This window comes from Streptomyces sp. NPDC047014, assembly GCF_040644195.1.
In the GTDB taxonomy this organism is placed as follows: Bacteria; Actinomycetota; Actinomycetes; order Streptomycetales; family Streptomycetaceae; genus Streptomyces.
Map to the genome: position 1 here is coordinate 50,080 of NZ_JBEYVX010000022.1, position 26,232 is coordinate 76,311.

At 72.6% G+C, this 26,232-nt stretch carries 25 protein-coding genes and 1 tRNA gene; 13 read left to right on the plus strand and 13 right to left on the minus strand.

Going from position 1 to position 26,232, the window contains the following annotated elements:
- Positions 1 to 109 precede the first annotated feature (109 nt).
- Together ABZ873_RS15665 and ABZ873_RS15670 are read left to right on the plus strand one after the other, a co-directional pair.
- On the plus strand, positions 110 to 625 hold the full coding sequence (locus tag ABZ873_RS15665; protein WP_360871112.1) for a helix-turn-helix transcriptional regulator: 516 nt from the start codon (positions 110 to 112) through the stop codon (positions 623 to 625).
- Positions 618 to 1,820 carry a tyrosine-type recombinase/integrase gene (locus tag ABZ873_RS15670; RefSeq protein WP_360871114.1) on the plus strand — a complete coding sequence of 401 codons (1,203 nt, stop codon included), beginning with the start codon at positions 618 to 620 and terminating at the stop codon, positions 1,818 to 1,820. Before ABZ873_RS15665 ends, ABZ873_RS15670 begins: the two co-directional genes overlap by 8 nt.
- Positions 1,821 to 1,913: 93 nt before the next feature.
- On the opposite strand, the gene ABZ873_RS15675 is transcribed toward ABZ873_RS15670, so the two are convergent.
- Positions 1,914 to 1,988, minus strand: a tRNA-Thr gene (locus tag ABZ873_RS15675).
- A gap of 232 nt (positions 1,989 to 2,220) precedes the next feature.
- Here ABZ873_RS15675 and ugpC point away from each other — a divergent pair.
- From ugpC to ABZ873_RS15690, 3 genes are all read left to right on the plus strand, one after another.
- On the plus strand, positions 2,221 to 3,315 hold the full coding sequence (ugpC, locus tag ABZ873_RS15680; RefSeq protein WP_360871117.1) for a sn-glycerol-3-phosphate ABC transporter ATP-binding protein UgpC: 1,095 nt from the start codon (positions 2,221 to 2,223) through the stop codon (positions 3,313 to 3,315).
- 218 nt (positions 3,316 to 3,533) lie between these two features.
- Positions 3,534 to 3,947: a hypothetical protein gene (locus ABZ873_RS15685; protein ID WP_360871119.1), complete on the plus strand. Its 414-nt coding sequence runs from the start codon at positions 3,534 to 3,536 to the stop codon at positions 3,945 to 3,947.
- A 28-nt stretch (positions 3,948 to 3,975) separates the two neighbouring features.
- Positions 3,976 to 4,752 (plus strand): nucleotidyltransferase family protein, encoded by a 777-nt coding sequence (locus ABZ873_RS15690; RefSeq protein ID WP_360871122.1) that lies wholly within the window; start codon positions 3,976 to 3,978, stop codon positions 4,750 to 4,752.
- Positions 4,753 to 4,930: 178 nt separating this feature from the next.
- Here the strand turns inward: ABZ873_RS15690 and ABZ873_RS15695 are convergent, their stop codons facing one another.
- The 6 genes from ABZ873_RS15695 to ABZ873_RS15720 all read right to left on the minus strand — a co-directional run bounded on the left by ABZ873_RS15695 (position 4,931) and on the right by ABZ873_RS15720 (position 11,383).
- Positions 4,931 to 6,463: a DoxX family protein gene (locus tag ABZ873_RS15695; RefSeq protein ID WP_360871125.1), complete on the minus strand. Its 1,533-nt coding sequence runs from the start codon at positions 6,461 to 6,463 to the stop codon at positions 4,931 to 4,933.
- Positions 6,464 to 6,699: 236 nt separating this feature from the next.
- Positions 6,700 to 7,671, minus strand: coding sequence for a 23S rRNA (guanosine(2251)-2'-O)-methyltransferase RlmB (gene rlmB, locus ABZ873_RS15700; RefSeq protein WP_360871128.1), 972 nt, complete (start codon positions 7,669 to 7,671; stop codon positions 6,700 to 6,702).
- A gap of 100 nt (positions 7,672 to 7,771) precedes the next feature.
- The gene (gene cysS / locus ABZ873_RS15705; RefSeq protein ID WP_360871131.1) at positions 7,772 to 9,172 is read right to left on the minus strand and encodes a cysteine--tRNA ligase; all 1,401 of its coding nucleotides are present in this window, start codon (positions 9,170 to 9,172) and stop codon (positions 7,772 to 7,774) included.
- Positions 9,173 to 9,267: 95 nt separating this feature from the next.
- Positions 9,268 to 9,771: a 2-C-methyl-D-erythritol 2,4-cyclodiphosphate synthase gene (gene ispF / locus ABZ873_RS15710; protein WP_360871134.1), complete on the minus strand. Its 504-nt coding sequence runs from the start codon at positions 9,769 to 9,771 to the stop codon at positions 9,268 to 9,270.
- Entirely contained in the window at positions 9,761 to 10,507 is a 747-nt protein-coding gene (gene ispD / locus ABZ873_RS15715) for a 2-C-methyl-D-erythritol 4-phosphate cytidylyltransferase (RefSeq protein WP_360871137.1), read from the minus strand. Before ispD ends, ispF begins: the two co-directional genes overlap by 11 nt.
- Positions 10,508 to 10,900: 393 nt before the next feature.
- A complete protein-coding gene (locus ABZ873_RS15720; RefSeq protein WP_003953493.1) occupies positions 10,901 to 11,383 on the minus strand; it encodes a CarD family transcriptional regulator in 483 nt (160 codons plus the stop codon).
- A gap of 629 nt (positions 11,384 to 12,012) precedes the next feature.
- On the opposite strand from ABZ873_RS15720, the gene ABZ873_RS15725 reads away from it, so the two are divergent.
- Positions 12,013 to 12,711: a DUF461 domain-containing protein gene (locus ABZ873_RS15725; protein WP_360871140.1), complete on the plus strand. Its 699-nt coding sequence runs from the start codon at positions 12,013 to 12,015 to the stop codon at positions 12,709 to 12,711.
- A gap of 98 nt (positions 12,712 to 12,809) precedes the next feature.
- On the opposite strand, the gene ABZ873_RS15730 is transcribed toward ABZ873_RS15725, so the two are convergent.
- Entirely contained in the window at positions 12,810 to 13,490 is a 681-nt protein-coding gene (locus ABZ873_RS15730) for a response regulator transcription factor (RefSeq protein ID WP_015035162.1), read from the minus strand.
- A gap of 41 nt (positions 13,491 to 13,531) precedes the next feature.
- On the minus strand, positions 13,532 to 14,740 hold the full coding sequence (locus ABZ873_RS15735; RefSeq protein WP_360871143.1) for an ATP-binding protein: 1,209 nt from the start codon (positions 14,738 to 14,740) through the stop codon (positions 13,532 to 13,534).
- A 265-nt stretch (positions 14,741 to 15,005) separates the two neighbouring features.
- Between ABZ873_RS15735 and phoU the strand changes: the two genes are divergently transcribed.
- The 3 genes from phoU (at position 15,006) to ABZ873_RS15750 (ending at position 16,748) form a co-directional block, all read left to right on the plus strand.
- Positions 15,006 to 15,683: a phosphate signaling complex protein PhoU gene (phoU, locus tag ABZ873_RS15740; protein ID WP_360871146.1), complete on the plus strand. Its 678-nt coding sequence runs from the start codon at positions 15,006 to 15,008 to the stop codon at positions 15,681 to 15,683.
- Between the two features lie 152 nt (positions 15,684 to 15,835).
- Positions 15,836 to 15,985: a hypothetical protein gene (locus tag ABZ873_RS15745; protein WP_360871149.1), complete on the plus strand. Its 150-nt coding sequence runs from the start codon at positions 15,836 to 15,838 to the stop codon at positions 15,983 to 15,985.
- Positions 15,986 to 16,091: 106 nt separating this feature from the next.
- Entirely contained in the window at positions 16,092 to 16,748 is a 657-nt protein-coding gene (locus ABZ873_RS15750; RefSeq protein WP_360871151.1) for a hypothetical protein, read from the plus strand.
- Between the two features lie 91 nt (positions 16,749 to 16,839).
- On the opposite strand, the gene ABZ873_RS15755 is transcribed toward ABZ873_RS15750, so the two are convergent.
- The gene (locus ABZ873_RS15755; protein ID WP_360871154.1) at positions 16,840 to 17,598 is read right to left on the minus strand and encodes a phosphoglyceromutase; all 759 of its coding nucleotides are present in this window, start codon (positions 17,596 to 17,598) and stop codon (positions 16,840 to 16,842) included.
- A 212-nt stretch (positions 17,599 to 17,810) separates the two neighbouring features.
- Here ABZ873_RS15755 and ABZ873_RS15760 point away from each other — a divergent pair, with 212 nt between their 5' ends.
- Positions 17,811 to 19,280, plus strand: a complete 1,470-nt coding sequence (locus ABZ873_RS15760; protein WP_360871157.1) for an MFS transporter — start codon at positions 17,811 to 17,813, stop codon at positions 19,278 to 19,280.
- A 221-nt stretch (positions 19,281 to 19,501) separates the two neighbouring features.
- Here the strand turns inward: ABZ873_RS15760 and ABZ873_RS15765 are convergent, their stop codons facing one another.
- Entirely contained in the window at positions 19,502 to 19,999 is a 498-nt protein-coding gene (locus tag ABZ873_RS15765) for a YbjN domain-containing protein (RefSeq protein WP_360871159.1), read from the minus strand.
- The gene (mshA, locus tag ABZ873_RS15770) at positions 19,992 to 21,290 is read right to left on the minus strand and encodes a D-inositol-3-phosphate glycosyltransferase (protein WP_360871220.1); all 1,299 of its coding nucleotides are present in this window, start codon (positions 21,288 to 21,290) and stop codon (positions 19,992 to 19,994) included. Before mshA ends, ABZ873_RS15765 begins: the two co-directional genes overlap by 8 nt.
- A 436-nt stretch (positions 21,291 to 21,726) precedes the next feature.
- Here mshA and ABZ873_RS15775 point away from each other — a divergent pair, with 436 nt between their 5' ends.
- The 3 genes from ABZ873_RS15775 (at position 21,727) to ABZ873_RS15785 (ending at position 25,754) form a co-directional block, all read left to right on the plus strand.
- Positions 21,727 to 22,548, plus strand: coding sequence for a class I SAM-dependent methyltransferase (locus ABZ873_RS15775; protein ID WP_360871162.1), 822 nt, complete (start codon positions 21,727 to 21,729; stop codon positions 22,546 to 22,548).
- Between the two features lie 230 nt (positions 22,549 to 22,778).
- Positions 22,779 to 23,855, plus strand: a complete 1,077-nt coding sequence (locus ABZ873_RS15780) for an NlpC/P60 family protein (RefSeq protein WP_360871165.1) — start codon at positions 22,779 to 22,781, stop codon at positions 23,853 to 23,855.
- A gap of 567 nt (positions 23,856 to 24,422) precedes the next feature.
- Complete coding sequence (locus tag ABZ873_RS15785) at positions 24,423 to 25,754, plus strand: fused response regulator/phosphatase (protein ID WP_360871168.1); 1,332 nt, start codon at positions 24,423 to 24,425, stop codon at positions 25,752 to 25,754.
- Between the two features lie 48 nt (positions 25,755 to 25,802).
- Here ABZ873_RS15785 and ABZ873_RS15790 read toward each other — a convergent pair whose 3' ends face one another.
- Entirely contained in the window at positions 25,803 to 26,141 is a 339-nt protein-coding gene (locus ABZ873_RS15790) for a DUF2516 family protein (RefSeq protein ID WP_360871171.1), read from the minus strand.
- Positions 26,142 to 26,232 lie beyond the last annotated feature (91 nt).

The following is a 26,232-nucleotide window of genomic DNA, read 5'->3' on the forward strand; positions in this document are numbered from 1 at the left end:
GATGTGTTGCCATCCTGACGCATGCGCATCTAAGCTGATACGCATGAACGAGATGGTAACCCATACCAGCCGATACGCAAGGCCGGCGGTGCTGCATAGAGTGGTCTGCATGACTGACCAGCAGTACGGGCGCCGCGCAATCGAGATGGGCCCCACCGGCGAGACGGTGGCCCACAACCTCACCCGCCTGCGAAAGGTGCGTGGCCTCAGCACCCGGCAACTGTCAGCGGCTTTGGAGGCTCGCGGTCGGAGCCTCTCACCCTCCGGCATCATCCGGATGGAGAAGGCCGAGCGCCACGTGACGACCGACGAGCTGGTCGCCCTCGCTGCGGTCCTGCAGGTGAACCCTTCCGCTCTGCTCCTGCCTCTCGTGGACGGTCCGACCGACTCCATCGACATCACCGGAGTGGGTGCGGTCGGCGCGGACACGGCCTGGGACTGGGTCGACGGCAAGCGACCCCTTCACGTTGAACCCGGCAACCTCGACGCCTTGCTCGACTTCGACCTGTACGCCCGGCCGCCGCGCCATCGCAGGGCATGGCGAGACGTGCAGGCCCTCCTCCCGGCCGGCGACCTCGGAGAGGTGGTAGCGCAGCTCAAGGAGCCGGGGGAGTCGGATGGCTAGGGTCTGGATCGAGGACCGGGAGAAGCACGCCGACTACCGGGATGCCTTCGAGAAGTGGCAGGCCGCGAAGCGTGAGGGGTCGAAGCGGCAGCCGCCGGGCCGGTGGCGGGTCCGCTGGTACGGGCCGGACGGCAAGCCGAAGGCGCTGACGTTCCAGAAGCTGCCGCAGGCCGAGGCCGAGGTGCACGCGATTACGGCGCGGCTGGACAAGGGCTCGTACCGGGACCCGAAGTCGGGGAAGGCCGCGGTCAAGGTCGTGGCTGAGGAGTGGTTCGGGTCCAAGCGGAAGATCGGCCGGACCACGAAGCATGACTATCGGGAGATCCTCGACAACTACGTGATCCCGAAGTGGGGCGACTGGCAGGTCGCGGCCATCCAGTGGGAGGACGTCTCTGAGTGGCTGACCGAGCTGTGTACGCAGCCGGGGAAGTCCGGGCGTGTCCTCGGCGCCCAGCGCGTGATCAAGACGTACCGGGTGCTGTCGATGACGATGAAGCACGCGGTGTTCTCGAAGCGGATCTCGACGAGCCCCTGCCACGACCACGACCTGCCGCGGCCCGACGAAGAAGACGAGCACGTCTACCTCACCTATGACCAGCTCGAGGCCCTGGCCGCGGCGGCAGGCGAGTACCGGCTGCTGATCCTGACGCTCGGGTACTGCGGGATCCGCTGGGCGGAGGCGTCGGCCATCAAGACGGGCCGGCTGCTGGTGCCGAAGCGGCGGATCCGGATCGTGCAGAACTACACGGACGTGAAGGGCGTGCTGGCCCTGGGGCCGGTGAAGAACCACGAGAAGCGGTCCGTGCCGCTCCCCCGGTCGTTCGCCGACGAGCTGGGCACGCTGGCCAGTGGCAGAGGGCAGGGTGACCTGCTGTTCGCGGCACCCGAGGGCGGGCCTCTGCGGTACAACAACTTCCGGAGCCGCGTCTTCGATCCGGCCGTGAAGGCGGCCGGCCTGACGGGCATGGGCATCACGCCCCACAAGTTGCGGCACACGGCCGCCTCGCTGGCCATCGCGGCCGGCGCGGACGTGAAGGTCGTCCAGCTGATGCTCGGCCATAAGGACGCGGCCATGACGCTGAACGTGTATGGGCACCTGTTCCCGGACCGCCTCGACGAGGTGGCTGACGCGCTCGACGTAGGCCGAAAGGTCGCACTGGCGCTGCGGGATGCGCCGCTCATGCCCTCTGGGTGATCAGAGCAGCGTGTACGGAATGTGTATGGGCCCCCGGGATGATCTTCCGTGGGCCCATTGCTATGCGGCCTCTGACCTGCCGCTATCCACCGGAGCCCCCTGTCGGATTCGAACCGACGACCTACGCATTACAAGTGCGTTGCTCTGGCCGGACTGAGCTAAGGAGGCGTGGTCCGTTCGCGCGTACGGCGAGCGAAGCCGTCATCACTCTACACAGCCGTCCAGTGCGGCCGCGAAGAAGTTCCGTCCCCCCGCCCAGCCCCACAGAGTCCGAAGTCACCGCCCCGCAGTACTGACAGGACCGGGCCCGGAGGGTAGCGTCGGGCGGAGTTCGATTCTGGACTAGACCTTCCACTCGGATCGTCCGGCACGTTCCTGCCGGTAGAAGGGATTCATCACCATGGCTTCTGTCACCTTCGACAAGGCGACCCGCCTCTACCCGGGCGGCGACAAGCCCGCCGTCGACCAGCTGGAGCTGGAGATCGAGGACGGCGAGTTCCTCGTCCTCGTCGGGCCCTCCGGCTGCGGCAAGTCCACCTCGCTGCGCATGCTCGCCGGCCTGGAGGACGTCAACGGCGGCGCCATCCGCATCGGTGACCGCGACGTCACCCACCTGCCGCCCAAGGACCGGGACATCGCCATGGTGTTCCAGAACTACGCGCTCTACCCCCACATGACCGTCGCCGACAACATGGGCTTCGCGCTCAAGATCGCCGGCGTGGACAAGGCCACCATCCGCAAGAAGGTCGAGGAAGCAGCGCAGATCCTCGACCTGGAGCCGTACCTCGACCGCAAGCCCAAGGCCCTCTCCGGCGGCCAGCGCCAGCGCGTCGCCATGGGCCGCGCCATCGTCCGCCAGCCGCAGGTCTTCCTCATGGACGAGCCGCTGTCGAACCTGGACGCCAAGCTCCGCGTGTCCACCCGTACGCAGATCGCCTCGCTCCAGCGCCGCCTCGGCATCACCACCGTGTACGTCACCCACGACCAGGTCGAGGCCATGACCATGGGCGACCGCGTGGCGGTCCTCAAGGACGGTCTGCTCCAGCAGGTCGACACCCCGCGCAACATGTACGACCGCCCCGCCAACCTCTTCGTCGCCGGCTTCATCGGCTCCCCGGCCATGAACCTGGTCGAGGTCCCGATCACCGACGGCGGCGTGAAGTTCGGCGACAGCGTCGTCCCGGTGTCCCGCGAGGCGCTGTCCGCCGCCGCCGACGCGGGCGACCGTACCGTCACCGTCGGCGTGCGCCCCGAGCACTTCGACCTCGCCGAGAGCGGCGGCCTCACCGTCGTCGTCAACGTGGTCGAGGAACTGGGCGCGGACGGCTACGTCTACGGCTCCACCTCCGCCACCGAGGCCGAGGGCACCCAGGACCTCGTGGTCCGCGTGGGCGGCCGCCAGGTGCCGGAGAAGGGCTCCACCCTGCACGTGGTGCCGCGCACCGGCGAGATCCACGTCTTCTCGACCTCCACCGGACAGCGCCTGTCCGACTGACCGCGACAGCAGCAGCAGTTCGCAGGGGCGTCCCGTCAAGGGGCGCCCCTGCGGCGTGCGTTGCCCGGGGCGGCGGTGGCCGCCGTCGTCAGGAACCCCGGCAGACCCGGCCATTCGGGCGGAGGCGTCAACCCCATATTCGAAAAACCACGTCGAACCATCCCCCGACAGAGTGACTAATTGTCTCCAAAACTTCACCGAGCGCTACTCTCGCCCTCGTGACCCAATCTGCCCGCCGTATCGGCCGTTCCCTCGCCCTGGTCCTGCCCGTCGTCCTGGTCCTGTCCGGGACGCTCGCGGTCACGATGGTCCCCTGGGCGGACACCTCCTCCTCCCAGCTCGTGACCGCCTCCGCCGAGGGCGTCTCCGCCCCCGCCAAGCCCCTCGCCGCCCACGAGACGCTGCGCACCAAGCTCGTCGGCGAACTGCAGGAGGGGCAGGCGCCGGACGACGTACTGACCCACCTCCAGCAGGAGGTGAACCGCCGGCCGTCGCTCGCCGAGCACTGCGTGGGCATCGCCCGCGCCCTCGGCCGCGCCGCCGTCGAGGCGTACGGGCCCACGAAGGCCCAGTCCTTCGCCCGCCCCGTCTGCGACACCTCGTACGCCTCCGGCGTCGCCTCCATGGGCTGACCCGGGCCGCGTCCCTACGCTGGCCGTCATGACCGACGACCACCGGCCCGCCCGATCCGCCCGACCCGCCCCCTCCGCAGCCGCGTTCCCCGCCGCTCCCACCCAGGCCGTCGTCCTGGCGGGCGGCCAGGGGTCGCGGCTGCGCCCGTACACCGACGATCGTCCGAAGCCGATGGTCGAGATCCCCGGGACCGGGCTGCCGATCATCGGCCATCAGCTGGCCTGGCTCGCCGCCGAGGGCGTCACCGACGCCGTGGTGTCCTGCGGGCACCTCGCGCCCGTGCTCCAGGAGTGGCTGGCCGGGACACCGCTGCCGCTGCGCGTCACCACGGTGGTCGAGGAGGAGCCGCTGGGGCGCGGCGGCGGCCTCAAGTACGCCGCCCGCCATCTCCCCTCCCCCGGGGCCGCCTGGTACGCCACCAACGGCGATGTGTGGACCCGCTTCCCGCTGCGCGACATGGCGGCCTTCCACGCCGAGCGCGGCGCCGTCGCCACGCTCGCGCTGGCCCGGCCGCGGATCCCGTGGGGGGTGGTGGAGACCAACGAGTTCGGCCACGTACTGGACTTCATCGAGGCCCCGCAGTCCCCCTATCCGGTCAACGCCGGGGTGTACGTCTTCGGGCCCGAATTCGCCGCGCTGCTCCCGGACTTCGGGGACCACGAGCGCACCACCTTCCCGCGGCTGGCCCGCGAGCGGCGGCTGGCGGGCTACCCGCTGCCCCAGGGCGCCTACTGGCGGGCCATCGACACCGCGAAGGACCTCACCGAGGCGGCACGGGAGTTGGCCTCCCAGACGGGCACCTGACGCCCCGCGAGCGCCCGCCCACGAACCCCCGTCTACGAGAACCCCGGCCCGCCTACGGGAACCCCCGCGCCCGGAACCGCCCCCGCACCCCCGAGCCTCGCGCCCCCGCACCCCCGCACGCAAAAGGGCCCGGTACGCGATCCGCGTACCGGGCCCTCGTGTTCCGCGCCGGGCCGGCTCAGCCCCCGATCAGCCCCCCGATCAGCCCGGGCTGCTTCGACGCCGTCCCGCTGCCCCGCGTACCCCCCGACGAGGAGGACGGTGCCTTCGGCGCCGTCGACTGCCGCGGGGTGCTGCGCGGGGTCTGCTGGCCGCTGGTCGCCCCCCGGGTCGCCGCCGGGGACTGGGACTTCGTACCGGCGCTCTCGCGCGGCGGGGCCCCCGACGCCGTCTTGCCCGACTTCGCGGCGGGCTCGGACGGCGAGGCCGACGGCGACGCCTGCCGGGTCGGCTGCTGCGGCTGCGGCTGCGCGGGCTGCTGCCGGGCGGGCTCCTTCGGCAGCGGGCGGCCGGGCAGGTAGTTGCTCGGGGCCTCGCCCGGTCCGGGCACGGTGACCACGGTGGTGGACCGGACGGCCCCGCCGAGCAGCGAGCCGACGAGCAGGGTGAGCCCGCAGACGACGGTGGCCATGACGGCCCCGCGCCGCAGCACGCGCCGCCGCAGCTGCCCGATCTCCGAGCGCGGCCCGAGGGTCCGCCACGCCTCGCCGGCCAGGCGCCCGTCGAGGGAGTAGACGGGGGCGCCCGCGATGATCAGCGGGCTCCAGGCGGCGAGGTAGATGATGTCGGGCGCGTCGTACGCCGGTACGGTCTTCCAGCTCACGGTCATCAGCAGCGCGGCGGACAGCAGCGCCCCGATGCAGGCGGCGAACCGCTGCCACAGGCCGAACACCGTCAGCACGCCCACCAGGACCTGGAGGAAGGCCACGCTGAGCCCCGCGCCCACCGGGTGCGCCAGCGCGAAGTCGCGCAGCGGCTCGGCGAGCGCCCAGGGGCTGAGGGTGTGCAGCCAGGTGACCATGGAGCCGCGCTCGCCGCCGTCGAAGTAGACGGGGTCGCACAGCTTGCCCATGCCGGCGTAGATGGAGATGAACCCGAGGAAGACGCGCAGCGGGAGCAGCACGACGCCCAGGTTCATCCGGCGGCCCGGGTAGTAGGAGGCTTGCCCGCGCGAGTCGGCCGGCGCCCGCCGCGGGTCCGCGCCGGGCCCGGCGCCGGGCGGCTCCTCGTACGGCAGGTCCCGTACGGCGGCCAGCGGGCGCGTCTCGCTCGGGTCCCCGTAGCTGCGCTGGCCGACGACGGTCGGCGTGGCCACGGTGTCCTCGCCGAGGTCGTGGGCCAGGCCGACGCGCGGGATGACCTGGGTGGCGCCGGTGGCGCCCTCGTCGTAGGCGTCGTGGCCGCGCCCGGATTCCCGTACGGCCTGGAGCAGGCCGCCCATGGCCGCGGCGGCGTCGCCGGTGTCGGACTTGCCGCTCCACACCACGGGGGCGCGGCGGCGGGTGGCCCCGGCGGCGGCCACCACGGCGCCGCCCAGGACGGGCGCGCGGCCGGGGGCCCTCGCGGGCTTGGAACGCGCGCTCGGGCTCGGTGCGAGCCGCACACGGAAGCTGGCGTGGTTGACGATGACCTGTGCGGGGTCGCACGGCACCTTGACCATGCTCAGCGCGGGCTGGTCGTCGAACCCTGACGTTCTGGTGTCCACACTCATCTAACCGAGTGATCAGTGTTTAGGACACTGCCTTGACTCCGGGGATCTGTCCGAGACCCGTCAAGATCAAGCCACCCCGCCCGGAAGGGGCGGGGTGGCACGCTCACGGGTCACGGTCCGTAGGCCGTTCGGCAGAGCTCCGGGGCCCGGAAACCCCAGGGGCCCCGGCGGCCACAGCGGCCTCAGGGGCCTCAGGGGCCTCAGGAGCCTCCGCAGCCCCCTCGGCCCCCGCGGCCTCAGGTACGCGGCTGCGTCGCCCGGCGGCGGGCCGCCTCGTACAGCACGACGCCCGCGGCGACACCGGCGTTCAGCGACTCGGCGCCGCCCGGCATCGGGATGCGCACGAGGAAGTCGCAGTTCTCGCCGACGAGCCGGCCGAGACCCTTGCCCTCGGAGCCGACCACGATGACGACCGGGCCGCCCAGCGCCTCCAGGTCCTGCACCTCGTGCGTGCCCTCGGCGGCGAGGCCCACGACCGCGATACCGGCCTTCTTGTACTCCTGCAGGGCGCGGGTCAGGTTGGTGACGCGCGAGACCGGGGTACGGGCGGCCGTGCCGGCCGAGGACTTCCAGGCACCGGCGGTCATGCCGGCGGCGCGGCGCTCGGGGATGACCACGCCGTGGCCGCCGAAGGCGGAGACGGAGCGGACGATCGCACCGAGGTTGCGCGGGTCGGTGACCCCGTCGAGGGCGACGATCAGCGGGTCCTCGCCGTTGTCGTAGGCCGCGTCGGTCAGGTCCTCGGGGTGCGCGTACTCGTACGGCGGGACCTGGAGGACCAGGCCCTGGTGGTTGAGCCCGTTGGTCATCCGGTCGAGCTCGGGGCGCGGGGCCTCCATCAGGTTGATGTTGCCGCGCTCGCCGGCGAGCTGGAGCGCCTCGCGGACGCGCTCGTCGTTGTCGATGAACTGCTGGACGTAGAGGGTGGTGGCGGGGACGCCGTCGCGCAGCGCCTCGAAGACCGGGTTGCGGCCGACGACCATCTCGCTGGTGCCCTTGGGGCCGCCGCGGCGGGGGGCCGGGCGGCGCTTGGCCGCCTGGCGGGCCATGGCGTTGGCGATGCGGTTCGCCTTGTGCTTCTTGCGGTCCTCGGCCTTGGGCGTGGGGCCCTTGCCCTCCAGGCCCTTGCGCCGCTGGCCACCGCTGCCGACCGTCGCGCCCTTCTTGTTGGACGTGCGGCGGTTCCTGCGCTGGCTGTTCCCGGCCATGACCTCTACCTGTTTTCGTTGATGCTGCGATAAGTACGTATGAAGAGTGTGCCGCCCGGAAGGCCGGGCGGCACAGTCGGACTGCTCCGGGCGCCGCGGCTCAGCGCGGGCCGAGCGTCCAGCGGGGACCCGCCGGGCCGTCCTCGATCACCAGGCCGGACTGCTGGAGCTGGTCGCGGATGGCGTCGGCGGTGGCCCAGTCCTTGCGGGCCCGCGCGGACTCGCGCTGCTCCAGGACCAGCCGTACGAGGGTGTCCACCGCGCCGTGCAGGTCCTCGCCCCGGTCGGTCTCCTCGGCCCACTGCGGGTCGAGCGGGTCCAGGCCGAGCACGCCCAGCATGGCGCGTACCTCCGAGAGCCGGGCGATGGCCTCGTCCTTGTCGTCGGCGGCCAGCGCGCTGTTGCCCTGGCGGACGGTGGTGTGGACGATGGCGAGCGCCTGCGGGACGCCCAGGTCGTCGTCCATGGCCTCGGCGAAGGCGGGCGGGACCTCCTTCGCCGCCTCGACCGGGCCGCCGGCCTTCTCGACGACGCGCTGGTAGAAGCCCTCGATGCGGGCGAAGGCCGACTCGGCCTCCCGCAGCGCCTCCACGCTGTACTCGATCATCGACCGGTAGTGCGGGGTGCCCAGGTAGTAGCGCAGGACGATCGGGCGCCACTGCTTGACCATCTCGGAGACGAGGACCGAGTTCCCGAGGGACTTGGACATCTTCTCGCCGGCCATGGTCACCCAGGCGTTGTGCACCCAGAACTTCGCGAACTCGTCGCCGAACGCCTTGGCCTGGGCGATCTCGTTCTCGTGGTGCGGGAAGATCAGGTCGAGCCCGCCGCCGTGGATGTCGAACGCCTCGCCCAGGTACTTGTGCGCCATGGCGGAGCATTCCAGGTGCCAGCCGGGACGGCCGCGGCCCCAGGGGGTCTCCCAGGAGGGCTCGCCGGGCTTGGCGGACTTCCACATGGCGAAGTCGCGGGCGTCGCGCTTGCCGGTCTCGCCGGTGCTCTCCGGCTGGCGGATGTTGTCGAGCTCCTGCCGGGAGAGCGAGAGGTAGCCCGGGAAGGACTTCACGTCGAAGTAGACGTTGCCCTCGGACTCGTAGGCGTGGCCGCGCTCGATGAGGCCGCGCATCATCTCGACCATCTCGGTGACATGGCCGGTGGCGCGCGGCTCGTAGGTGGGCGGGAGGCAGCCGAGGGCGGTGTAGCCGTCGTTGAAGGCGCGCTCGTTCTCGTAGCCGATGGACCACCACGGGCGGCGCTGTTCCGCGGACTTCGAGATGATCTTGTCGTCGATGTCCGTGACGTTGCGGATGAAGGTGACGTCGTAGCCCCGGTAGGCGAACCAGCGGCGCATCATGTCGAAGTTGAGGCCGGACCGGATGTGCCCGATGTGCGGGGCGGCCTGAACGGTCGCACCACAGAGGTAGATCGAGACACAGCCCGCAACGAGCGGGGTGAAGTCGCGGATCTGCCGGGCGCTGGTGTCGTACAGGCGAATAGTCACGGCAACCAGGGTAGTGCGCCTGCGGCAGTGCCCCGCGACCCTTTCGGGGGCGCGGGGCGGCTTTGTTGCGGGAGACCGGGAGCCGCCGGGGGCGTTCAGCCCCGGTTCGTCCGGTACACGAGCGCCGTGGCGATCGCCGCGAGCCCCTCGGCCCGGCCGGTCAGCCCCAGTCCGTCGGTGGTGGTGCCCGAGACGGAGACGGGGGCGCCCACCGCGGCGGCGAGCGCCTTCTGCGCCTCTTCGCGCCGCTTGCCGATCTTCGGGCGTACGCCGATCACCTGGATGGCGACATTGCCGATCTCGAAGCCCTCGGCGCGGACGATACGGGCGGCCTCCGCGAGCAGCGTGACCCCCGCGGCACCGGACCACTCGGGGCGGGAGGTGCCGAAGTGCGCGCCGAGGTCGCCCACGCCGGCGGCGGAGAACAGGGCGTCGCAGGCGGCGTGGGCGGCGACATCGCCGTCGGAGTGCCCGGCGAGGCCGTCCTCCCCCTCCCACAGCAGGCCGGCGCACCACAGCTCGCGGCCGGTCTCGAAGGCGTGCACGTCGGTGCCGATCCCCACGAGGGGAAGGAGCGGCGCGGCGGGATCAGTAGGCATCGGTGGCCCTCCTGCGGGCGAGTACGGCCTCGGCGAGGACCAGGTCGAGCGGACGGGTGACCTTGAACGCCTCCTCGTGGCCCGGGATCACCAGGACCGGGACGCCGAGCCGCTCCACCATGCCGGCGTCGTCGGTGGCGCCCTCGCCGTCGACGGCGATCGCGGCGTGGGCCTTGAGGAGCGTGGCGAGGTCGAAGCCCTGCGGGGTCTGCACGGCGCGCAGCCGGGCCCGCTCGGGGGTGGCCACCACCGGCTCGGGCTCGCCCGGCTTGCCCGGCTCGACCTCCTTGACGGTGTCGGCCAGCGGCAGCGCGGGCACGACGGCGCGGGCGCCGTCGCGGACGGCCTCGACGACGGAGTCCACGGTGTCGACGGGGACGAGCGGGCGGGCCGCGTCGTGGATGAGGACGGAGGTGATGTCCTGCGGCAGCGCGTCCAGCCCGGCGCGTACGGAGTCCTGGCGGGTGTCGCCGCCGGGGACCACCAGCACCTCGGTGCGCTCCGGCAGGGCGTGCTCGCCCAGCAGCAGGCGCACCTCGGCGGCGTCGGCGGGCGGGGCGACCACCACGACGACGGAGACCGCGCGGGAGCGGGCCATCGCGCGGACGGCGTGGACGAGCATGGGCGTGCCGCCGAGGCCGCGCAGGGCCTTGGGGGCACCGGGCCCGAGGCGTACCCCGCGGCCGGCGGCCGGGATCACCGCGGCGGTGCGGTGGGGGCGCGTAACGTCAGACATCAGGAGCTCCGAGCCAGGTTTGTGACTTCGGCCGACATGGGTATGGGCTGAAGGGTGCCGGGTGCGATGCCCCTCGCCCCTTCCGTGACGTCTGGACGAGCAGGCTGCCCGGACCCGGCACGCCACCGCGGGGGCGGCCGTGGGGTGTGGAGGAGACGGCAGGGGGTATGCGCGCGGCGTGACGGTCAGGATGCGGGGATCTCAGGAACCCGGACAGCTCCGGGTGCGGGGATTCCGGGTACGGGGATTCCGGGTACGGGGATACAGACATGCCGCAGCGCCCGGCAACAGGCCCCCCTGGGAGGGGAGACCGTGTCATCGGGCACCGCGGCAAGCTGTGCACCTCGTGTGCGCGGACATCAGGTGCGCAGACACTGTGCACAAGGGATCGCGTCAGGACGCGAGCACCTCGTCGAGGAGGGCCTCGGCCTTGTCCTCGTTCGTGTTCTCAGCGAGCGCGAGCTCGCTGACCAGGATCTGGCGCGCCTTCGCGAGCATGCGCTTCTCACCCGCGGAGAGCCCGCGCTCGCGCTCACGACGCCACAGGTCACGCACCACTTCGGCGACCTTGATGACATCGCCAGAAGCGAGCTTCTCCAGATTTGCCTTGTAGCGCCGGGACCAGTTCGTCGGCTCTTCTGCATACGGTGCGCGCAGCACCTCGAAGACCCGGTCCAGCCCGTCCTGGCCGACTACGTCGCGAACGCCGACGAACTCCGCATTGTCCGCAGGCACACGAACCGTCAGGTCGCCCTGGGCGACCTTGAGCACCAAGTAGGTCTTGTCCACGCCTTTGATCTGACGAGTCTCAATGGCCTCGATCAGCGCGGCCCCGTGATGGGGATAGACCACGGTGTCGCCAACCTTGAACGTCATGTGACAGGTACCCCTTCCGTGGCTATCCAGGGTAACACGAGAACTGACTGTTATGAATGGCGTTTTCGCAGGTCAGGGCACATCTCGGGGCTTGACAACACAGACAGGAACGTGCTGCGGAAGGCTTCCGGAAGAGGGTATTCGCAGGTCGGGGGCGCTGCGCGGACCGGGCGAAAGGGCCACGCTACACCTGTCCGGCACCCCCATCGGTGTGACGTACGTCCCGTTTTGCCGGGTTGAGAGTCGCGAAACCGAACTGCTCCGTTCGGCTGGCGACGCATCTCACGCGGCGGGTTCCGGCCCAATCCCCGAATTGATCACGAAGTGGCGTTCGAGGGAATCCCGGAATTGATCAACGACCGCTCCGGCGGCGATATGCGGGCGGCACATGATCGGCGAGGTGAACGCCGCCGGAACGGCACCCGCCGGACCGCCGGGCCGCGGCGCGGGCGGAATGCGAGATCACGAGAGCCCCAGGGCGGCGGCCGCGCTGCGGAGGGTCGGGTGCGGGGGCGGGGTGGCGGCTCGGTAACCTAAGCCCGCTGACACACCCTTGGAGCGGCTTTCACCTCGGCCGTTCCGGGGGAGCCCGACCTCCCCTTCCGTTCGTCCAAGGAGTTGCCGCCGCCGTGAGCCGCAGCCTTCGACGCGGCGCCCTCGCCGCCACCGCCGTCGTGTTCTCGATCGCCTCGCTGGCCGCGTGCGGTGCGGGCAACGACGCGCAGACTCTCCAGATCAAGCCGGACAACGCCGCCGTCACCAAGGGCGACATCGAGATCCAGAACGCACTGGTGATCACCCAGGGCGAGAAGGACAAGAAGGGCCCGGCCGTCGTGTCGGCGACCGTCTTCAACAACGGCAGCACGCCGCAGACCCTTGACGCCATCACTCTTGCGGATGGCAAGGGCAAGGTCCTGCTGAAGCCCGCCGAGGGCGGCTCCGGCAAGATCACGATCCCGGCCGGCGGTTCCGTGGTCGTCGGCGGCAAGGGCAATGCCTCCGCCTCGATCGAGAACGGCGCCGAGGCAGCGAAGAACGGCGACGTGCAGAAGGTCGTCTTCCAGCTGAGCAGCACCGGCGGCGTCGAGCTCCAGGCGTTCGTGGTCCCGGGCGCCGGCATGTACGCGGGCTTCGGGCCCTCCGCCGCGGCCTCCCCGGCCGTCGGCACCAGCCCCTCCGGCTCCCCCTCGGGCGCGCCGTCGGGCTCCCCCGCCGCCTCCCCCTCGTCCGGTGCCTCCGGTTCGCCCGCGGGCGCGCCCTCCGGTTCCGCCTCCGGCTCGCCGGCCGGTTCCCCGTCGGGCTCCGCCTCGCACGCCGCGGGTCACTGACGCCCGGCGCGCAGGGCGCCGTACACGTACGCATACGGGAAGGGCCCCCGTCCGCAGCAGCGGACGGGGGCCCTTCCGGTGTCAGGGGTCCGGGCGGTCTACGGCTCGAACTTGTAGCCGAGGCCGCGGACGGTCACCAGGTAGCGCGGGGCGCCCGGGTCCGGCTCGATCTTGGCGCGCAGCCGCTTGACGTGCACGTCGAGGGTCTTGGTGTCCCCGACGTAGTCGGCGCCCCAGACCCGGTCGATGAGCTGCATACGGGTCAGTACGCGCCCGGCGTTGCGCAGCAGCATCTCCAGCAGGTCGAACTCCTTGAGCGGGAGGTCCACCTTCCCTCCGGCGACGGTGACCACGTGCCGGTCCACGTCCATCCGTACCGGGCCGGCCTCCAGCGCCGCCGGGGTGACCTCCTCCGGCTCGCCGCGGCGGCGCAGGACCGCGCGGATGCGGGCGACCAGCTCGCGCGAGGAGAAGGGCTTCGTGACGTAGTCGTCGGCTCCTATCTCCAGCCCCACGACCTTGTCGATCTCGCTGTCCTTGGCCGTCACCATGATCACGGGGACGTTGGAGCGCCCGCGCAGCTGCCGGCAGACCTCCGTGCCGGGCAGCCCGGGGAGCATCAGGTCGAGGAGGACGAGGTCGGCGCCGTTGCGCTCGAACTCGTCGAGCCCGTCGGGGCCGGTCGCGGCGACGGCGACCTCGAAGCCCTCCTTGCGGAGCATGTAGGACAGGGCGTCGCTGAAGGATTCCTCATCCTCGACGACGAGCACTCGGGTCACGGAAGGACCTCCGGGGCAGGAATGGCTGGGGCGGATCTGGTTCAGGCGGGTGTCGGGTGGGCGTGCGGGGAGGAGGCGGCGGCCGGCGCGGCGGGCGCCGCGGCCTCGGGCAGCCGCAGGGTGAAGGTGGAGCCCTGGCCCTCGGAGCTCCAGACCGACACCTCCCCGCCGTGCGAGGCGGCCACGTGCTTCACGATCGCAAGGCCGAGGCCGGTGCCTCCCGTGGCGCGGGAGCGGGCCGGGTCCACGCGGTAGAAGCGCTCGAAGATGCGCTCGCGGTCCTTCTCCGGGATGCCGATGCCCTGGTCGGTCACGGCGATCTCGATCAGGTCCCCGCCGGGCGCGGCGACCCGGCGGCCGGCTATGCCGACGCGGGTGCGGGCGGGGCTGTAGTTGACGGCGTTCTCCACGAGGTTGCCGAGGGCGGCGGCGAGCTGCCCGCGGTTGCCCCAGACGCGCAGGTCGGCGGTGCCGCCGGCGGCCATGGTGATCTGCTTGGAGGAGGCCGTGTGGCGGCAGCGGTCGATGGCCTCGGCGACGAGGGTGTCGACGCGGACGGGCTCGGCGTCCTCCAGCGGGTCGTCGTTCTGCACCCGGGAGAGGTCGATGAGCTCCTGCACGAGGTTGATCAGGCGGGTGGACTCGATCTGCATGCGGCCCGCGAAGCGGCTGACCGCCTCGGGGTCGTCCGCGGCGTCCATGACGGCCTCGGAGAGCAGGGAGATCGCCCCGACCGGGGTCTTCAGCTCGTGCGAGACGTTGGCGACGAAGTCGCGGCGTACGGCCTCGATGCGGCGGGCCTCGGTCAGGTCCTCCACCAGCAGCAGCACCAGGCGGGAGCCCAGCGGGGCGACGCGCGCGGAGACCGCCAGGGCCTCGCCGCGGCCGGTGCCGCGCCGGGGCAGATCCAGTTCGACCTGCCGTATCTCCCCGTCCCGGCGGGTGTCGCGGGCCATGTGCAGCATGGGCTCGACCGCGAGCTTGCCGCCCCGCACCAGCCCGAGGGCGTAGGCGGCGGAGGAAGCCTTGACCACGGCGTCGCCCTCGTCGAGCACCACGGCGGAGGAGCGGAGCACGGACAGTACGGTGTCCACTCCCGGCGGCAGTACCGCGTTGATGTCGGGGCGCATGGAGCTCCGGGTGGGGCGGGCCTGGTCGCGCTCGCTCCAGCGGAACGCCAGCATGGCGATCACACCGGTGCACAGACCGGCGATCGCTGCAGCTGCGGCGACCGCCGCGTTCACGTCCATGCATCCAGGTTAAGCAGGCGCGACGACACTTCCACAGCCGTTCGGGTGGCACCTCGAACAGTCGTCGCCCAGAGTTCACCCTGGCGACGGGGTTGATTCACTTGGGGTGCCGGAGTCGGACGCGTTCCCCTCCCACCGTGGCACCGTGGGGCCAGAGGCCGCCCGGCCCGCCCCCGGCCCGCCCCGGGGTCCGCCCCCGGGCAGGCAGTACCGCACCGAGCAGTAGTAGACCGAGCAGCAGCAGGTCGAGAGAGGGACACGAGACATGCGCGACGCGTACCACGAGGAACTGGACTCGATCGGAGAAGGTCTGGTCGAGATGGCCCGGCTCGTCGGTTCCGCGATCGGGCGGGCCACGACGTCCATGCTCGACGCCGACCTGAAGCTCGCCGAGAGCGTCATCGCCGCCGACCAGAAGATCGACGACCTCCAGCACGACCTGGAGGCCCGCGCCATCGCGCTGCTCGCCCGCCAGCAGCCGGTCGCCACCGACCTGCGCATCGTCGTCACCTCGCTGCGGATGAGCGCCGACCTGGAGCGCAGCGGCGACCTGGCCCAGCACGTGGCGAAGCTCGCCCGGCTGCGCTTCCCGGACCGCGCCGTGCCGCGGGACCTGCACGCGACGATCCTGGAGATGGGGCAGCTGGCGCAGCGCCTGATGGCGAAGGCGGCCGAGGTCATCATCACCAAGGACGTGGACCTGGCCCTCCAGCTGGAGCAGGACGACGACGAGATGGACCAGCTGCACCGCACGCTGTTCCAGCACCTGATGGACGACCGCTGGAAGCACGGCATCGAGACCGCCGTGGACGTGACGCTGCTCGGCCGCTACTACGAGCGCTTCGCGGACCACGCGGTGTCGGTGGCCAAGCGGGTGGTCTACCTGGTGACGGGCGAGCACGCGGACGACCTGCAGCAGCCGACGCAGGTGGAGGGCGTCTGAGTCCGGGCTCCGGGGGGGCGGACGGGGCGGGTTCGCCACCGCGCTGCGGTGCGCTTCCGTGCGCCGTTGACGCGCCGGTGCCGCTGGGCATGAATGAGGGCGAGGGCGGCCCGTCGTACGAGGCCCCGTACGCCGCCCACCGAGGAGGAACCATGCCCGATTCCCCCGTACCCATCACCCCGGAGCAGGACCAGCCCGCGAAGCCGGAGCCGCTGCGGCTGCCGCTGCTGGCCGCCTGCGGATGCGGCTCGGGCTGCGGCTGCGGCTGCCAGTCCGGCGCCCCCTGCCAGTGCGGCGGCTGACCCGCGCGCACCCCGTACGAGGAGAAGCCCCCGCCCGCGGCAGTCCGCGGCCGGGGGCTTCGCCAACTGGCCCATGGGAAGGCCATGTCAAGGGTTGAATGCCCGCATGGACATAGTCGAAGGCGGCATCGCCGCCATCGCCGCCGCGTTCAGCGGCTGGGCGGCGTACAGCGCCATGCAGGCGGCCAAGGCGGCGGACCGCAACTCCCAGGCCGCGAACCGGACGGCCGAACTCGCCCACCGGACCGCCGAGTCCGTCGCACGGATCGAACGCGACCGCTGGCACCGTGAGCTGACACCCGACATCACCTTCCGGCTGACGAAGGAACACGGCCACGTGGAACTCCTCGTCCGCTACGTCGGCCCCACCGCGCTGGGCCGGCTGCACCGGATGGAGCTGCGCGTACGCGACGACCGCGACCGCAGCAACGACCCCTTGCCGGCGGGCGGCCTGACCCCGGAGGAACGCTCCCGCACCATCTGGGGCCCGTACCGCTTCACGGCCGGGGACGGCTCGACGGACCGCGAGGTCTCCCCCCTCTCCCTCCTCCCGGGCGAGGAACACCGCCTCCGCCTGGACCCGTCCCAGCCCCACCGCCTCTTCGGCGGCGGCTTCGAGCAGTGGGAGAAGGACTACCGCGAGGCGGACTTCCGCCTGTGGGTGGACTGCCACGTCGAGGGCCACCGCGAATGGAACCTCACCGCGGACGTCCCCCAACGCCACGGCACGACCCCGTCCATCCGAGGCACCCAGGCCCGCTGACCCCGCCCCGCCGCCCGCCACCCACCAGAAAGCCCCCCGCCCGCCGGTGTGTCCGGCGGGCGGGGGGCTTTCGCGCCGCGAGGGGGAAGGGTTACTTCTTGCCCTGGTTCTTGACCGCCTCGATGGCGGCCGCCGCTGCCGTCGGGTCGAGGTAGGTGCCGCCCGGGGTGAGGGGCTTGAAGTCCGCGTCCAGTTCGTAGACGAGGGGGATGCCCGTCGGGATGTTCAGGCCCGTGATGTCCTCGTCCGAGATGCTGTCCAGGTGCTTGACCAGGCCGCGCAGGGAGTTGCCGTGGGCGGCGACCAGGACCGTGCGGCCCGCGAGGAGGTCCGGGACGATGCCGTCGTACCAGTACGGGAGCATGCGCTCGACGACGTCCTTGAGGCACTCGGTGCGCGGGCGCAGCTCGTCCGGGATGGACGCGTAGCGCGGGTCCTCGGACTGCGAGAACTCCGTACCGTCCGCGAGGACCGGCGGCGGGGTGTCGTACGAGCGGCGCCACAGCATGAACTGCTCCTCGCCGAACTCGGCCAGGGTCTGCGCCTTGTCCTTGCCCTGGAGCGCGCCGTAGTGGCGCTCGTTCAGGCGCCAGGAGCGGTGCACCGGGATCCAGTGGCGGTCCGCGGACTCCAGCGCGAGCTGGGCGGTGCGGATGGCGCGCTTCTGGAGGGAGGTGTGCAGCACGTCGGGCAGCAGGCCGGCGTCCTTGAGCAGCTCACCGCCGCGGACCGCCTCCTTCTCGCCCTTCTCGGTGAGGTTGACGTCCACCCAGCCGGTGAACAGGTTCTTCGCGTTCCATTCGCTCTCGCCGTGGCGGAGGAGGATCAGCTTGTACGGTGCGTCGGCCATGCGTACGAGCCTAATGGACGCGCGGGGGCGGCGGCGCGCGGCGCCGAGGGGTGGGACGGGGGCCGGAGCGGGGTCCTGGGCGGGTGCCGGGGACGGTGCCGGGGCGGGGCCGTCGGTTGGCTGCGGGCGTCAATTGGGTGGCGCTGCGCGGGTGGGCCCTCGTAATGTGCCCATCGCCAAGTCGACGCTTACATCCTCGGGGGGATTTCCGCATGTTCGTTGCGCGTACGAGGCGGGCCCTCCGGGAGAGCGTCTCGGGCCTGCCCCGGGCCTTCTGGTGGCTCTGGACGAGCACGCTGGTCAACCGGCTCGGGGCCTTCGTCGCCACCTTCATGACCCTGTACCTGACGCTGGAGCGGGGCTACTCGGCCTCGTTCGCCGGGCTGGTGGTCGCGCTGCACGGGCTCGGCGGGGTGGTGTCCTCGCTGGTCGCGGGCGTCATGACCGACCGGCTCGGCCGGCGCCCCACGCTGCTGGCGGCCCAGGCGTCGACGGCCTTCTCGGTGGCGCTGCTCGGCTTCATGCAGCACCCGGCGGCGATCGCGGCGGTGGCGCTGCTGGTGGGCATGACCTCCAACGCCTCGCGGCCGGCGGTGGCCGCGATGATGGCGGACATCGTCCGTCCCGAGGACCGCGTACGGGCCTTCGCGCTCAACTACTGGGCCATCAACCTCGGCTTCGCCGTGAGCGCGACGGCGGCGGGGGTGATCGCGGAGTACAGCTATCTGGCGGGCTTCCTCGGGGAGGCGGCGCTGACGCTGGCGTGTGCGGTGCTGGTGTTCGTGAAGCTGCCCGAGTCGCGGCCGGAGCGGGGGGACGGGGCGGGGGCTGCTGGGGCCGCGGGGGCCGCCGGGACTGCTGGGGCTGCCGGGGGCTCCGAGGCGGAGGTCGGGATCGGGACCGTGTTGCGGGACGGGCGGTTCATGGGGGTGGTCGGCCTGTCGTTCCTGATCTCGCTGATCTTCACGCAGGGGTCGGTGGGACTGCCCGTGGCGATGGGGGCGGCGGGGTTCTCGCCCGGGGACTACGGGCTGGTCATCGCCGTGAACGGGCTGCTCATCGTGGTGCTCCAGATTCCGGTGACGCGGTTCATCGAGCATCGCGATCCGCAGAAGCTGCTGGTGGTGTCGGCGCTGCTGGCGGGGTACGGGTTCGCGCTGACGGCCTTCGCGGGGCCGGTATGGGCGTACGCGCTGACGGTGTGCGTGTGGACGCTCGCGGAGATCGTGAACTCGCCCACGCAGATGGGGCTGGTGGTGCGGCTGTCGCCGGTGCACGGGCGGGGGCGGTACCAGGGGATGTACACGATGTCGTGGGCGGTGGCGGCGCTGGTCGCTCCGCTGATGGCGGGGTTCGTGATCGACCGGTACGGGGCGGGGTGGCTGTGGGGGGCCACGGGTGTGCTGGGGTCGGTGGCGGCGGTGGGGTACTGGCTGCTGATGCGGGGGCTTTCGGGGGCGGAGGGGGTGGCCGCGGTGGCGGTCCCCGCCGAGGTTCCGGCCGCGGGTGGCCTGGCGGTCCCCGCCGAGCTTCCGGCCGCGGGTGGCCTGGCGGCCGCCGCTGAGGTCCCGGCCGCGGCCCCGGGGGCGCCGGTGTCTCCCGTCGAGGTCGCGGCCGCGGGTGGTCTGGCGGAGCCCGAGGGTGGCGCCCCGAAGGCGGCCGACCCGCTTCCGGCGGGCTGACCCTGACCCGTGACGCCGCGGCGCCGTTGCGGGGGCGCTGCCCCCGTACCCCCCGCCTCAATCGCCGGCGGGGCTTGATTCGGCCCGCGCCTCAGACGCCGGGGAGGCTGGAGTGGGCCGGAGGGGCGTCCGGGGCGGGAGGTAGGCCGGAGCCGTCGGGGAGCGCCCCCGCCCGCGCGGAGCGGGGCGGCGGGTCCGGAGTGCGGCCGGCCCCGTCAGGGTTACGCTTCGCCGTCCCCCGGCCGCGTCAGGTGGCGGAAGGCGTCCAGGTTGCCCGTCGGTTCGCCGCGGGAAACGCGCCAGTCGTACTCGCGGCGGATCGCGCTCGCGAAGCCCAGTTCCAGCAAGGTGTTGAACGCGCCGTCCGCCGCCTCCAGGACCGTGCCCAGCAGGCGGTCCAGTTCCTCCGGGGTGATCACCGAGAGCGGGAGGCGGGCCGTCAGGTAGATGTCGCCCAGGCGGTCCACCGCGTAGGCCATGCCGTACAGCTTGAGGTTGCGTTCCAGCAGCCAGCGGTGGACGGCCGCCTCGTTCTCGTCGGGGTGGCGGATCACGAAGGCGTTGACCGACAGCGAGTGCCGGCCGGCCCGGAGCGAGCAGGTGGTGCTCAGCTTGCGGGTGCCGGGGAGCGTCACGACGTACGCGCCCGGCTCCGGGCTCTCCCAGCTCAGCTCCGCGCCGTCGAGCGCGCTTTCGATGATCGCGGCGGTGTCAGCCATGGTGGGAGCGTACGCGACGGCGCCGCTCCTGCATGGCCGCCGTGTACACGTCGGCCGTCCCGCTCGCCGCCGCGTCCCAGCCGAAGTCCTGCGCGTGCCGCGCGGCCGCCGCCCCCATCCGGTCCGCGAGCCCCGGCTCGTCGAGGAAGCGGCGCAGCTCGCGCGCGTAGTCCGCCGGATCGTGGCCCCGTACGAGGATCCCCGTGGAGCCGTCGTCGACCGCGACGGGCAGGCCGCCGACGGAGGCCGCGAGCACCGGCGTACCGGCGGCCTGCGCCTCTATCGCGACGAGTCCGAACGACTCGCTGTACGAGGGCATGACCAGCACGGACGCCGCCCGGAACCAGTCCGCGAGCCCGTCCTGCGCGACGGGCGGATGGAAGTGCACGAGATCGGCGATGCCCAGCTTCGCGGCGAGCTTCTGCAGCCCCTCCGGCTTGGCCAGCCCGCTGCCGCTCGGCCCGCCGACGACCGGCACGAACAGGCGGCGGCGCAGCGAGGGGTCCTGGTCGACGAGGACGGCGACGGCCCGCAGCAGGATGTCGGGGGCCTTGAGCGGCTGGATCCGGCCGGCGAAGAGCGGTATGACGGCGTCCTGCGGGAGCCCGAGGCGGGCGCGGGCGGCGGCCCGGCCGTCACCGACGGTGAAGCGGTCCAGGTTCACGCCGGGGTGGACGACGGCCACCTTGGCCGGATCGGCCTCGTAGTGGCGGACGAGCTCGCCGGCCTCCTCGGCGGTGTTCGCGATGAGGCGGTCGGCGGCGGAGACGATCTGCGTCTCGCCGATGACGCGCGCGGCCGGCTCGGGGGTGTCGCCCTCGGCCAGCGCCGCGTTCTTGACCTTGGCCATGGTGTGCATGGCGTGCACGAGCGGCACGCCCCAGCGCTCGGCGGCCAGCCAGCCCACGTGCCCGGAGAGCCAGTAGTGGGAGTGCACGAGGTCGTAGTAGCCGGGCCGGTGCCCGGCCCATGCCTGCATCACGCCGTGGGTGAAGGCGCACAGCTGCGCCGGCAGCTCCTCCTTGGCCAGGCCCTCGTACGGGCCCGCGTCCACATGCCGTACGAGGACCCCGGGGGCCAGCTCGACCACGGGCGGGAGCCCGCCGGTGGTGGCCCGGGTGAAGACCTCGACCTCGATGTTGATCGCGGCGAGCCGGCGGGCCAGCTCCACGATGTAGACGTTCATGCCGCCCGCGTCCCCGGTGCCGGGCTGGTGCAGCGGCGAGGTGTGGACGCTGAGCATGGCCACGCGGCGCGGCCTGCGGTGGTGCCCGGCGCCCGGCAGGCGCAGCCGGGGCGGTTCGTGGCGGGCGGCGCGGGCGGCGAGGCGCCCGCTGAGACTGCCGCCGAGGCGGGACACGTACTGGCTCAAGGAAGCGCTTCCTCTCGGCTCGGACGGTGCGCGGGCGACTCGGACGGTGCGCGCGGGCGGCGCTCGGACGGCATGGCGGTGAGGGCGCGGAGGGCGCCCTGCAAGGAGTGCAACCCGGATGGCCGTCCCCCGCATTCCGGGGTCTCCGTTTTTCCTGCGGGCCGGCCTTTTTCTTGGGCTTCTCTTGGGGCTCCCTTGGGTCGGCGGGTGGGGCTCCCTTGGGTCGGCGGGTGCTTCCGGTCGCGGGCGGTACGGGGCCTCGGCGCGGCCGGGGCCACCGGCCGCGCGGGCCGGGTCTTCGGCCCGTACGGGGCAGGTTTTCCGGCCGTACGGGGCCTCCGCTTACCCTCGGCTCATGGCCTCCCGCACCACCCCGTCGCCCCGCCGCGCCTCCGGCCGCCCCGTCGGCACGGTGACGCGCGGTACGACGAACCCGAACCGGCTGCGCCGCATGGACCGCTGGATCGCGGCCGCGCACGGGGCCGCGCTGCGCCGTGCGGGGGACCCGGTGGCGGTGGACCTCGGCTACGGGGCCGCGCCCTGGACGGCGGTGGAGCTGCTGGCACGGCTGCGGGAGGAGGTGCCGCGCGTACGGGTGGTCGGCATCGAGATCGAGCCGGCGCGGGTGGCGGGGGCGAAGCCGTACGAGCGGGAGGGGCTGAGCTTCCGGCACGGCGGCTTCGAGGTCCCGCTGGCCGGCGGGGAGCGGCCGGCGCTGATCCGCGCGGCGAATGTGCTGCGCCAGTACGACGAGGAGCAGGTGGCCGAGGTGTGGGCGCGGCTGTGCGGGCGGCTGGCGCCGGGCGGGCTGCTGGTCGAGGGGACCTGCGACGAGATCGGGCGGCGGCACGTGTGGGTGGCGCTCGGGCCGGAGGGGCCGCGCACGGTGACCTTCGCGACCCGGCTGGGCTCGCTGGAGCGGCCCTCGGACCTGGCGGAGCGGCTGCCGAAGGCGCTGATCCACCGGAACGTGCCGGGCGAGCCGGTGCACGCGTTCCTGCGGGACTTCGACCGCGCGTGGTCGGCGGCGGCGCCGTACGCCTCGTACGGGGCACGGCAGCGCTGGATCCGCACGGCGCGGGCCCTGTCGGCGGACTGGCCGCTGGCGGACGGGCCGGGGCGGTGGCGGCAGGGCGAACTGACGGTGCGGTGGGAGGCGTTGCGCCCGGTGGGGTGAAAGCGGGGCGGTGGGGAACCGGGGGTCGGGGTGGGGCGTTGGGCCGTGCGGGGGTTCGGTGCGGGGGTTGAGTGCGTGGGGTCGGGGTCCGATGGGGCGGACAAGATCCGAAAGATATCCACAAGGGTGTCGGAATTCACGGTCTCGTGGCACCATCCCGATGGCAGTGGGAAGTTACTGATGAATAGTCAGATCTGATACGGGATCTGGCTCGGGTGCCTGGGGGGACCATGGGGTCGGTCAAGCGACGGCGGGGCGCGAGCTCCCTCGTGCTGCTCTGCGCGTTGGCGACGGTGACGGCGCCCGGCCTCGCGGCGGGCACGGCGTATGCCGCCCCGGCGTCGCCCGCGGCTCCGCTGCCCGAGCCGGGCAGCAAATCCCTCGAACAGGTCCGCAAGGACATCGAGGAGCTGTACCGGCAGGCCGGCACCGCCACCGACGCCTACAACCTGGCCGAGGCCGAGACCAAGGCCCAGTCGGAGAAGATCGTCGAGATCGCGAACCTGGTCGTGGCCGGCAAGGAGCGCATCACCACGCTCAAGAACCGCGCGGGCGCCGCCGCCCGCGCCCAGTACCGCTCGGGCGGCCTGCCGCCGGGCGCGCAGCTGGCCCTCAGCGAGGACCCGAACCAGTTCCTCGACGGCGCGGACCGGCTGCGCCAGGGCGAGAAGGCCACCTCGGACCTGCTGTCCGAACTGGACCGCACGCAGACGGACTTGCAGCGCTACGCCGAGGAGGCGGGCCAGCGCTGGAAGACGCTGGAGGAGAACCGGGTCAAGCAGGAGACCTCGAAGAAGCAGATCGAGGAGAAGATCAAGGCGGCGGAGGAGCTGGAGAGCAAGCTGGAGGCCGAGGAGAAGGCCCGGCTGATCCAGCTGGAGCAGGAAGCGCAGTACCGGGCGCAGACGGCGTGGCTGTCGTCGGGCGCGATGAAGGACGTCAACGGCAAGGCGACGGACGCGGGCAAGCGGGCGGTGCAGTTCGCGACGGCCCAGATGGGCAAGCCGTACCGCTGGGGCGCGGTGGGCCCGGACTCGTACGACTGCTCGGGCCTCACCTCCCAGGCATGGCGCGCGGCGGGCCGCGGCATCCCGCGCACGTCGCAGGAGCAGCTGCGGCTGCTGCCGAAGGTCGAACTGAAGGACATGCGTCCGGGCGACCTGATCATCTACTTCGACGACGCGAGCCATGTCGGTATGTACGTGGGCGACGGCGCGATGGTCCACGCCCCCCGCCCGGGCCGCAACATCACGCTGGCGGGCGCGGGCTCCATGCCGATCAAGGCGGTAGTCCGCCCGGACGCGTAGCCCCTGCGGGGTTGCTCGGCGGGGGTGGGGCCGCGGCCCCGCGAGCGGGGGCGACCGCACCGGGGCCGCCCGCTCCGCGCTAGCTACTCGGAGGGCCGTGCGCCGGCCACGAAGCCCGGGGCCGCGCAAGCCGCCCGACTGTTGTCACCTCCCTGGGGCGCTCCCGCCCGAGGGCGGCCCGAGCTGGCACGGCGGCAGCCGGGGCACCAGCCGCTGCCGCGGACGGCGGGTCCGGGACCCGCCAGGCCCGCCCGCCCGAGGGCGGCCCGAGCACCGGCGGCCCCCGGCCCGCCGGGGCCGCCCACCCGGCCCGCCGCCCGAGGCGGGGGTGTCCCCGTGGGGGCAGGCGGTGTGCCTCGGGCAACCATCCGTGCTGTGCGGGCGTCTCCCCCTGGGGAGGTCTTGGGGGTGGGTCGTGACCTTTCTCATCCAGTGAGGGCGCTTTTCCCCCGTGATAACGGCATATGCCCCCGGCCCCGACCCACAACGGCATTCCGCCCCCGGCCAGGGACCGCTAGGGTCTGCCGGACGAGCGCACCCTCGGGGGGAGGGAAGGAACCGGAGACGATGCCCGTACCCGTACCGCGGCAGAGGGAGACCCCGGCCGTGGAGAGCGGTCAGGCCGTTCTGCACACCGCCGCACCGCCCGCCGCCCCCGTCGGCGTGGGTACCGGCGTCGCGCAGGCGACCCCGCACACCACCCCGCTGACCCTCCTCGTCATCGAGAACGACCCCGCCGGCGGGCTCACCGTCCCCGAGGTCCTCGACGCCGACGGCCACCGCATCCGGCTCCGCACCGCTCGCAACCTCACCGAGGCCGAGCGCCTGCTCACCCCCGACGTGCACTGCATCCTGCTCGACCTGGATCTGCCGGCCAGCAACAGCGGCCCCGGCACAGGCACAGGCACCGGCCCCGCCCCCGCCGAGCAGCTCACCGCCCTCCACCAGGTGCTGCGCCTCGCCCCCCGCCACGCCGTCCTCGTCCTCACCGCCGAGGACGACGTGGAGCGCGCCGCCGAGGCCGTCCGCGTCGGCGCTCAGGACTTCCTCTTCCGGGACGAGCTCGACGGCCGGCTCCTCAGCCGCGCCATCCGCTACGCCGTGGAGAGAAAACGGGCCGACATAGCCCAGTACAAGCTCGCAGAATCGAAACTGCGCGCCCAGGAGAACGCCCGCCTGGAGCGCGGCCTGCTCCCCACGCCCCTGCTCGACGGCTCGGACCTCCGCTTCGCCGCCCGCTACCGCCCCGGCCGCAGCCGCGCCCTCCTCGGCGGCGACTTCTACGACACCGTCCGCACCCCCGACGGCACCGTCCACGCCATGATCGGCGACGTCTGCGGCCACGGCCCCGACGAGGCCGCCCTCGGCGTGGAGCTGCGCATCGCCTGGCGCGCGCTCACCCTCGCCGGGCTCTGCGGTGACGATCTGCTGGCCACCCTCCAGGAGGTGCTGGAGGTGGAGCGCCCGCACGAGGAGATCTTCGCGACCCTCTGCACCGTCGACATCTCCCCCGACGGCCGCCGCGCCGGCCTCTGCCTCGCCGGGCACCCGGCCCCGCTGATCTCCCGCCCGGGCCGCCCCGCGCGCCTGCTCCCGTACGAGAACAGCGGCCCGGCCCTCGGCCTGCTGCCCCGGGCCCGGTGGCCGCGCCGGCAGGTGGAGCTGGGCGGCTCCTGGAGCCTGATGCTCTACACCGACGGGCTCATCGAGGGCCGGATCGGCGAGGGCCGCGAGCGCCTGGGCCAGGACGGCATGGTCGAGATGATCAACCGCCATCTGGACCGCGGGCTCAGCGGCGAGGGGCTGCTGGAGGCTTCCGTCACCGAGGCCCGCCGCCTCAACGGCGGCGAGCTCACCGACGACGTCGCCGTGGTCCTGCTCTCCCGCACGGAGGGCTGACCCCGGCGCGGAAGCGGGCAGGGCAGGGCAGAGCCGGAACGGAACGGGCTACCGGCCGCCGTTGTACGGGCCGTACGGCCCGTCACTGCTGCTGCCCCCTTTACGCCGGCCGCCGCCCGACACCTGCTTGAGCGCCGGACGTACGTCGACGAAGAACACGATCGTCGCCACCAGGCCGATGATCTGCAGGAACAGCATGCCGAGGAAGAAGTCCACGAGCACGGTGATGCCGAGGATGACCAGCCAGAAGGTCTTGGTCTGCTTGTCGGCCGCCCGGTACGCGTCCTCGCGCGCCACCAGCGCGAACACGAAGGCCACCACCGCGAGCACGAGCATGGCGAGCCCGAGCAGCGGGATCACCCCTCGATCGAACCCGTCCATCAACATCGCTTCGACCGCCTTCTCACGCCTGGGCTACGCACTTCGGACGCCGACCCCTCCCACGCTACCGGCACACACGCCTTCACGAACCACAACG

Coding starts and splice junctions, on each gene's coding strand:
- ABZ873_RS15665 (WP_360871112.1), top strand. CDS start 110: ATGACTGACCAGCAGTACGGGCGCCGCGCAATCGAGATGGGCCCCACC.
- ABZ873_RS15670 (WP_360871114.1), top strand. CDS start 618: ATGGCTAGGGTCTGGATCGAGGACCGGGAGAAGCACGCCGACTACCGG.
- ugpC (WP_360871117.1), top strand. CDS start 2,221: ATGGCTTCTGTCACCTTCGACAAGGCGACCCGCCTCTACCCGGGCGGC.
- ABZ873_RS15690 (WP_360871122.1), top strand. CDS start 3,976: ATGACCGACGACCACCGGCCCGCCCGATCCGCCCGACCCGCCCCCTCC.
- ABZ873_RS15695 (WP_360871125.1), bottom strand. CDS start 6,463: ATGAGTGTGGACACCAGAACGTCAGGGTTCGACGACCAGCCCGCGCTG.
- rlmB (WP_360871128.1), bottom strand. CDS start 7,671: ATGGCCGGGAACAGCCAGCGCAGGAACCGCCGCACGTCCAACAAGAAG.
- ispF (WP_360871134.1), bottom strand. CDS start 9,771: ATGCCTACTGATCCCGCCGCGCCGCTCCTTCCCCTCGTGGGGATCGGC.
- ispD (WP_360871137.1), bottom strand. CDS start 10,507: ATGTCTGACGTTACGCGCCCCCACCGCACCGCCGCGGTGATCCCGGCC.
- ABZ873_RS15720 (WP_003953493.1), bottom strand. CDS start 11,383: ATGACGTTCAAGGTTGGCGACACCGTGGTCTATCCCCATCACGGGGCC.
- ABZ873_RS15735 (WP_360871143.1), bottom strand. CDS start 14,740: ATGGACGTGAACGCGGCGGTCGCCGCAGCTGCAGCGATCGCCGGTCTG.
- phoU (WP_360871146.1), top strand. CDS start 15,006: ATGCGCGACGCGTACCACGAGGAACTGGACTCGATCGGAGAAGGTCTG.
- ABZ873_RS15745 (WP_360871149.1), top strand. CDS start 15,836: ATGCCCGATTCCCCCGTACCCATCACCCCGGAGCAGGACCAGCCCGCG.
- ABZ873_RS15750 (WP_360871151.1), top strand. CDS start 16,092: ATGGACATAGTCGAAGGCGGCATCGCCGCCATCGCCGCCGCGTTCAGC.
- ABZ873_RS15755 (WP_360871154.1), bottom strand. CDS start 17,598: ATGGCCGACGCACCGTACAAGCTGATCCTCCTCCGCCACGGCGAGAGC.
- ABZ873_RS15760 (WP_360871157.1), top strand. CDS start 17,811: ATGTTCGTTGCGCGTACGAGGCGGGCCCTCCGGGAGAGCGTCTCGGGC.
- ABZ873_RS15765 (WP_360871159.1), bottom strand. CDS start 19,999: ATGGCTGACACCGCCGCGATCATCGAAAGCGCGCTCGACGGCGCGGAG.
- ABZ873_RS15775 (WP_360871162.1), top strand. CDS start 21,727: ATGGCCTCCCGCACCACCCCGTCGCCCCGCCGCGCCTCCGGCCGCCCC.
- ABZ873_RS15780 (WP_360871165.1), top strand. CDS start 22,779: ATGGGGTCGGTCAAGCGACGGCGGGGCGCGAGCTCCCTCGTGCTGCTC.
- ABZ873_RS15785 (WP_360871168.1), top strand. CDS start 24,423: ATGCCCGTACCCGTACCGCGGCAGAGGGAGACCCCGGCCGTGGAGAGC.
- ABZ873_RS15790 (WP_360871171.1), bottom strand. CDS start 26,141: ATGTTGATGGACGGGTTCGATCGAGGGGTGATCCCGCTGCTCGGGCTC.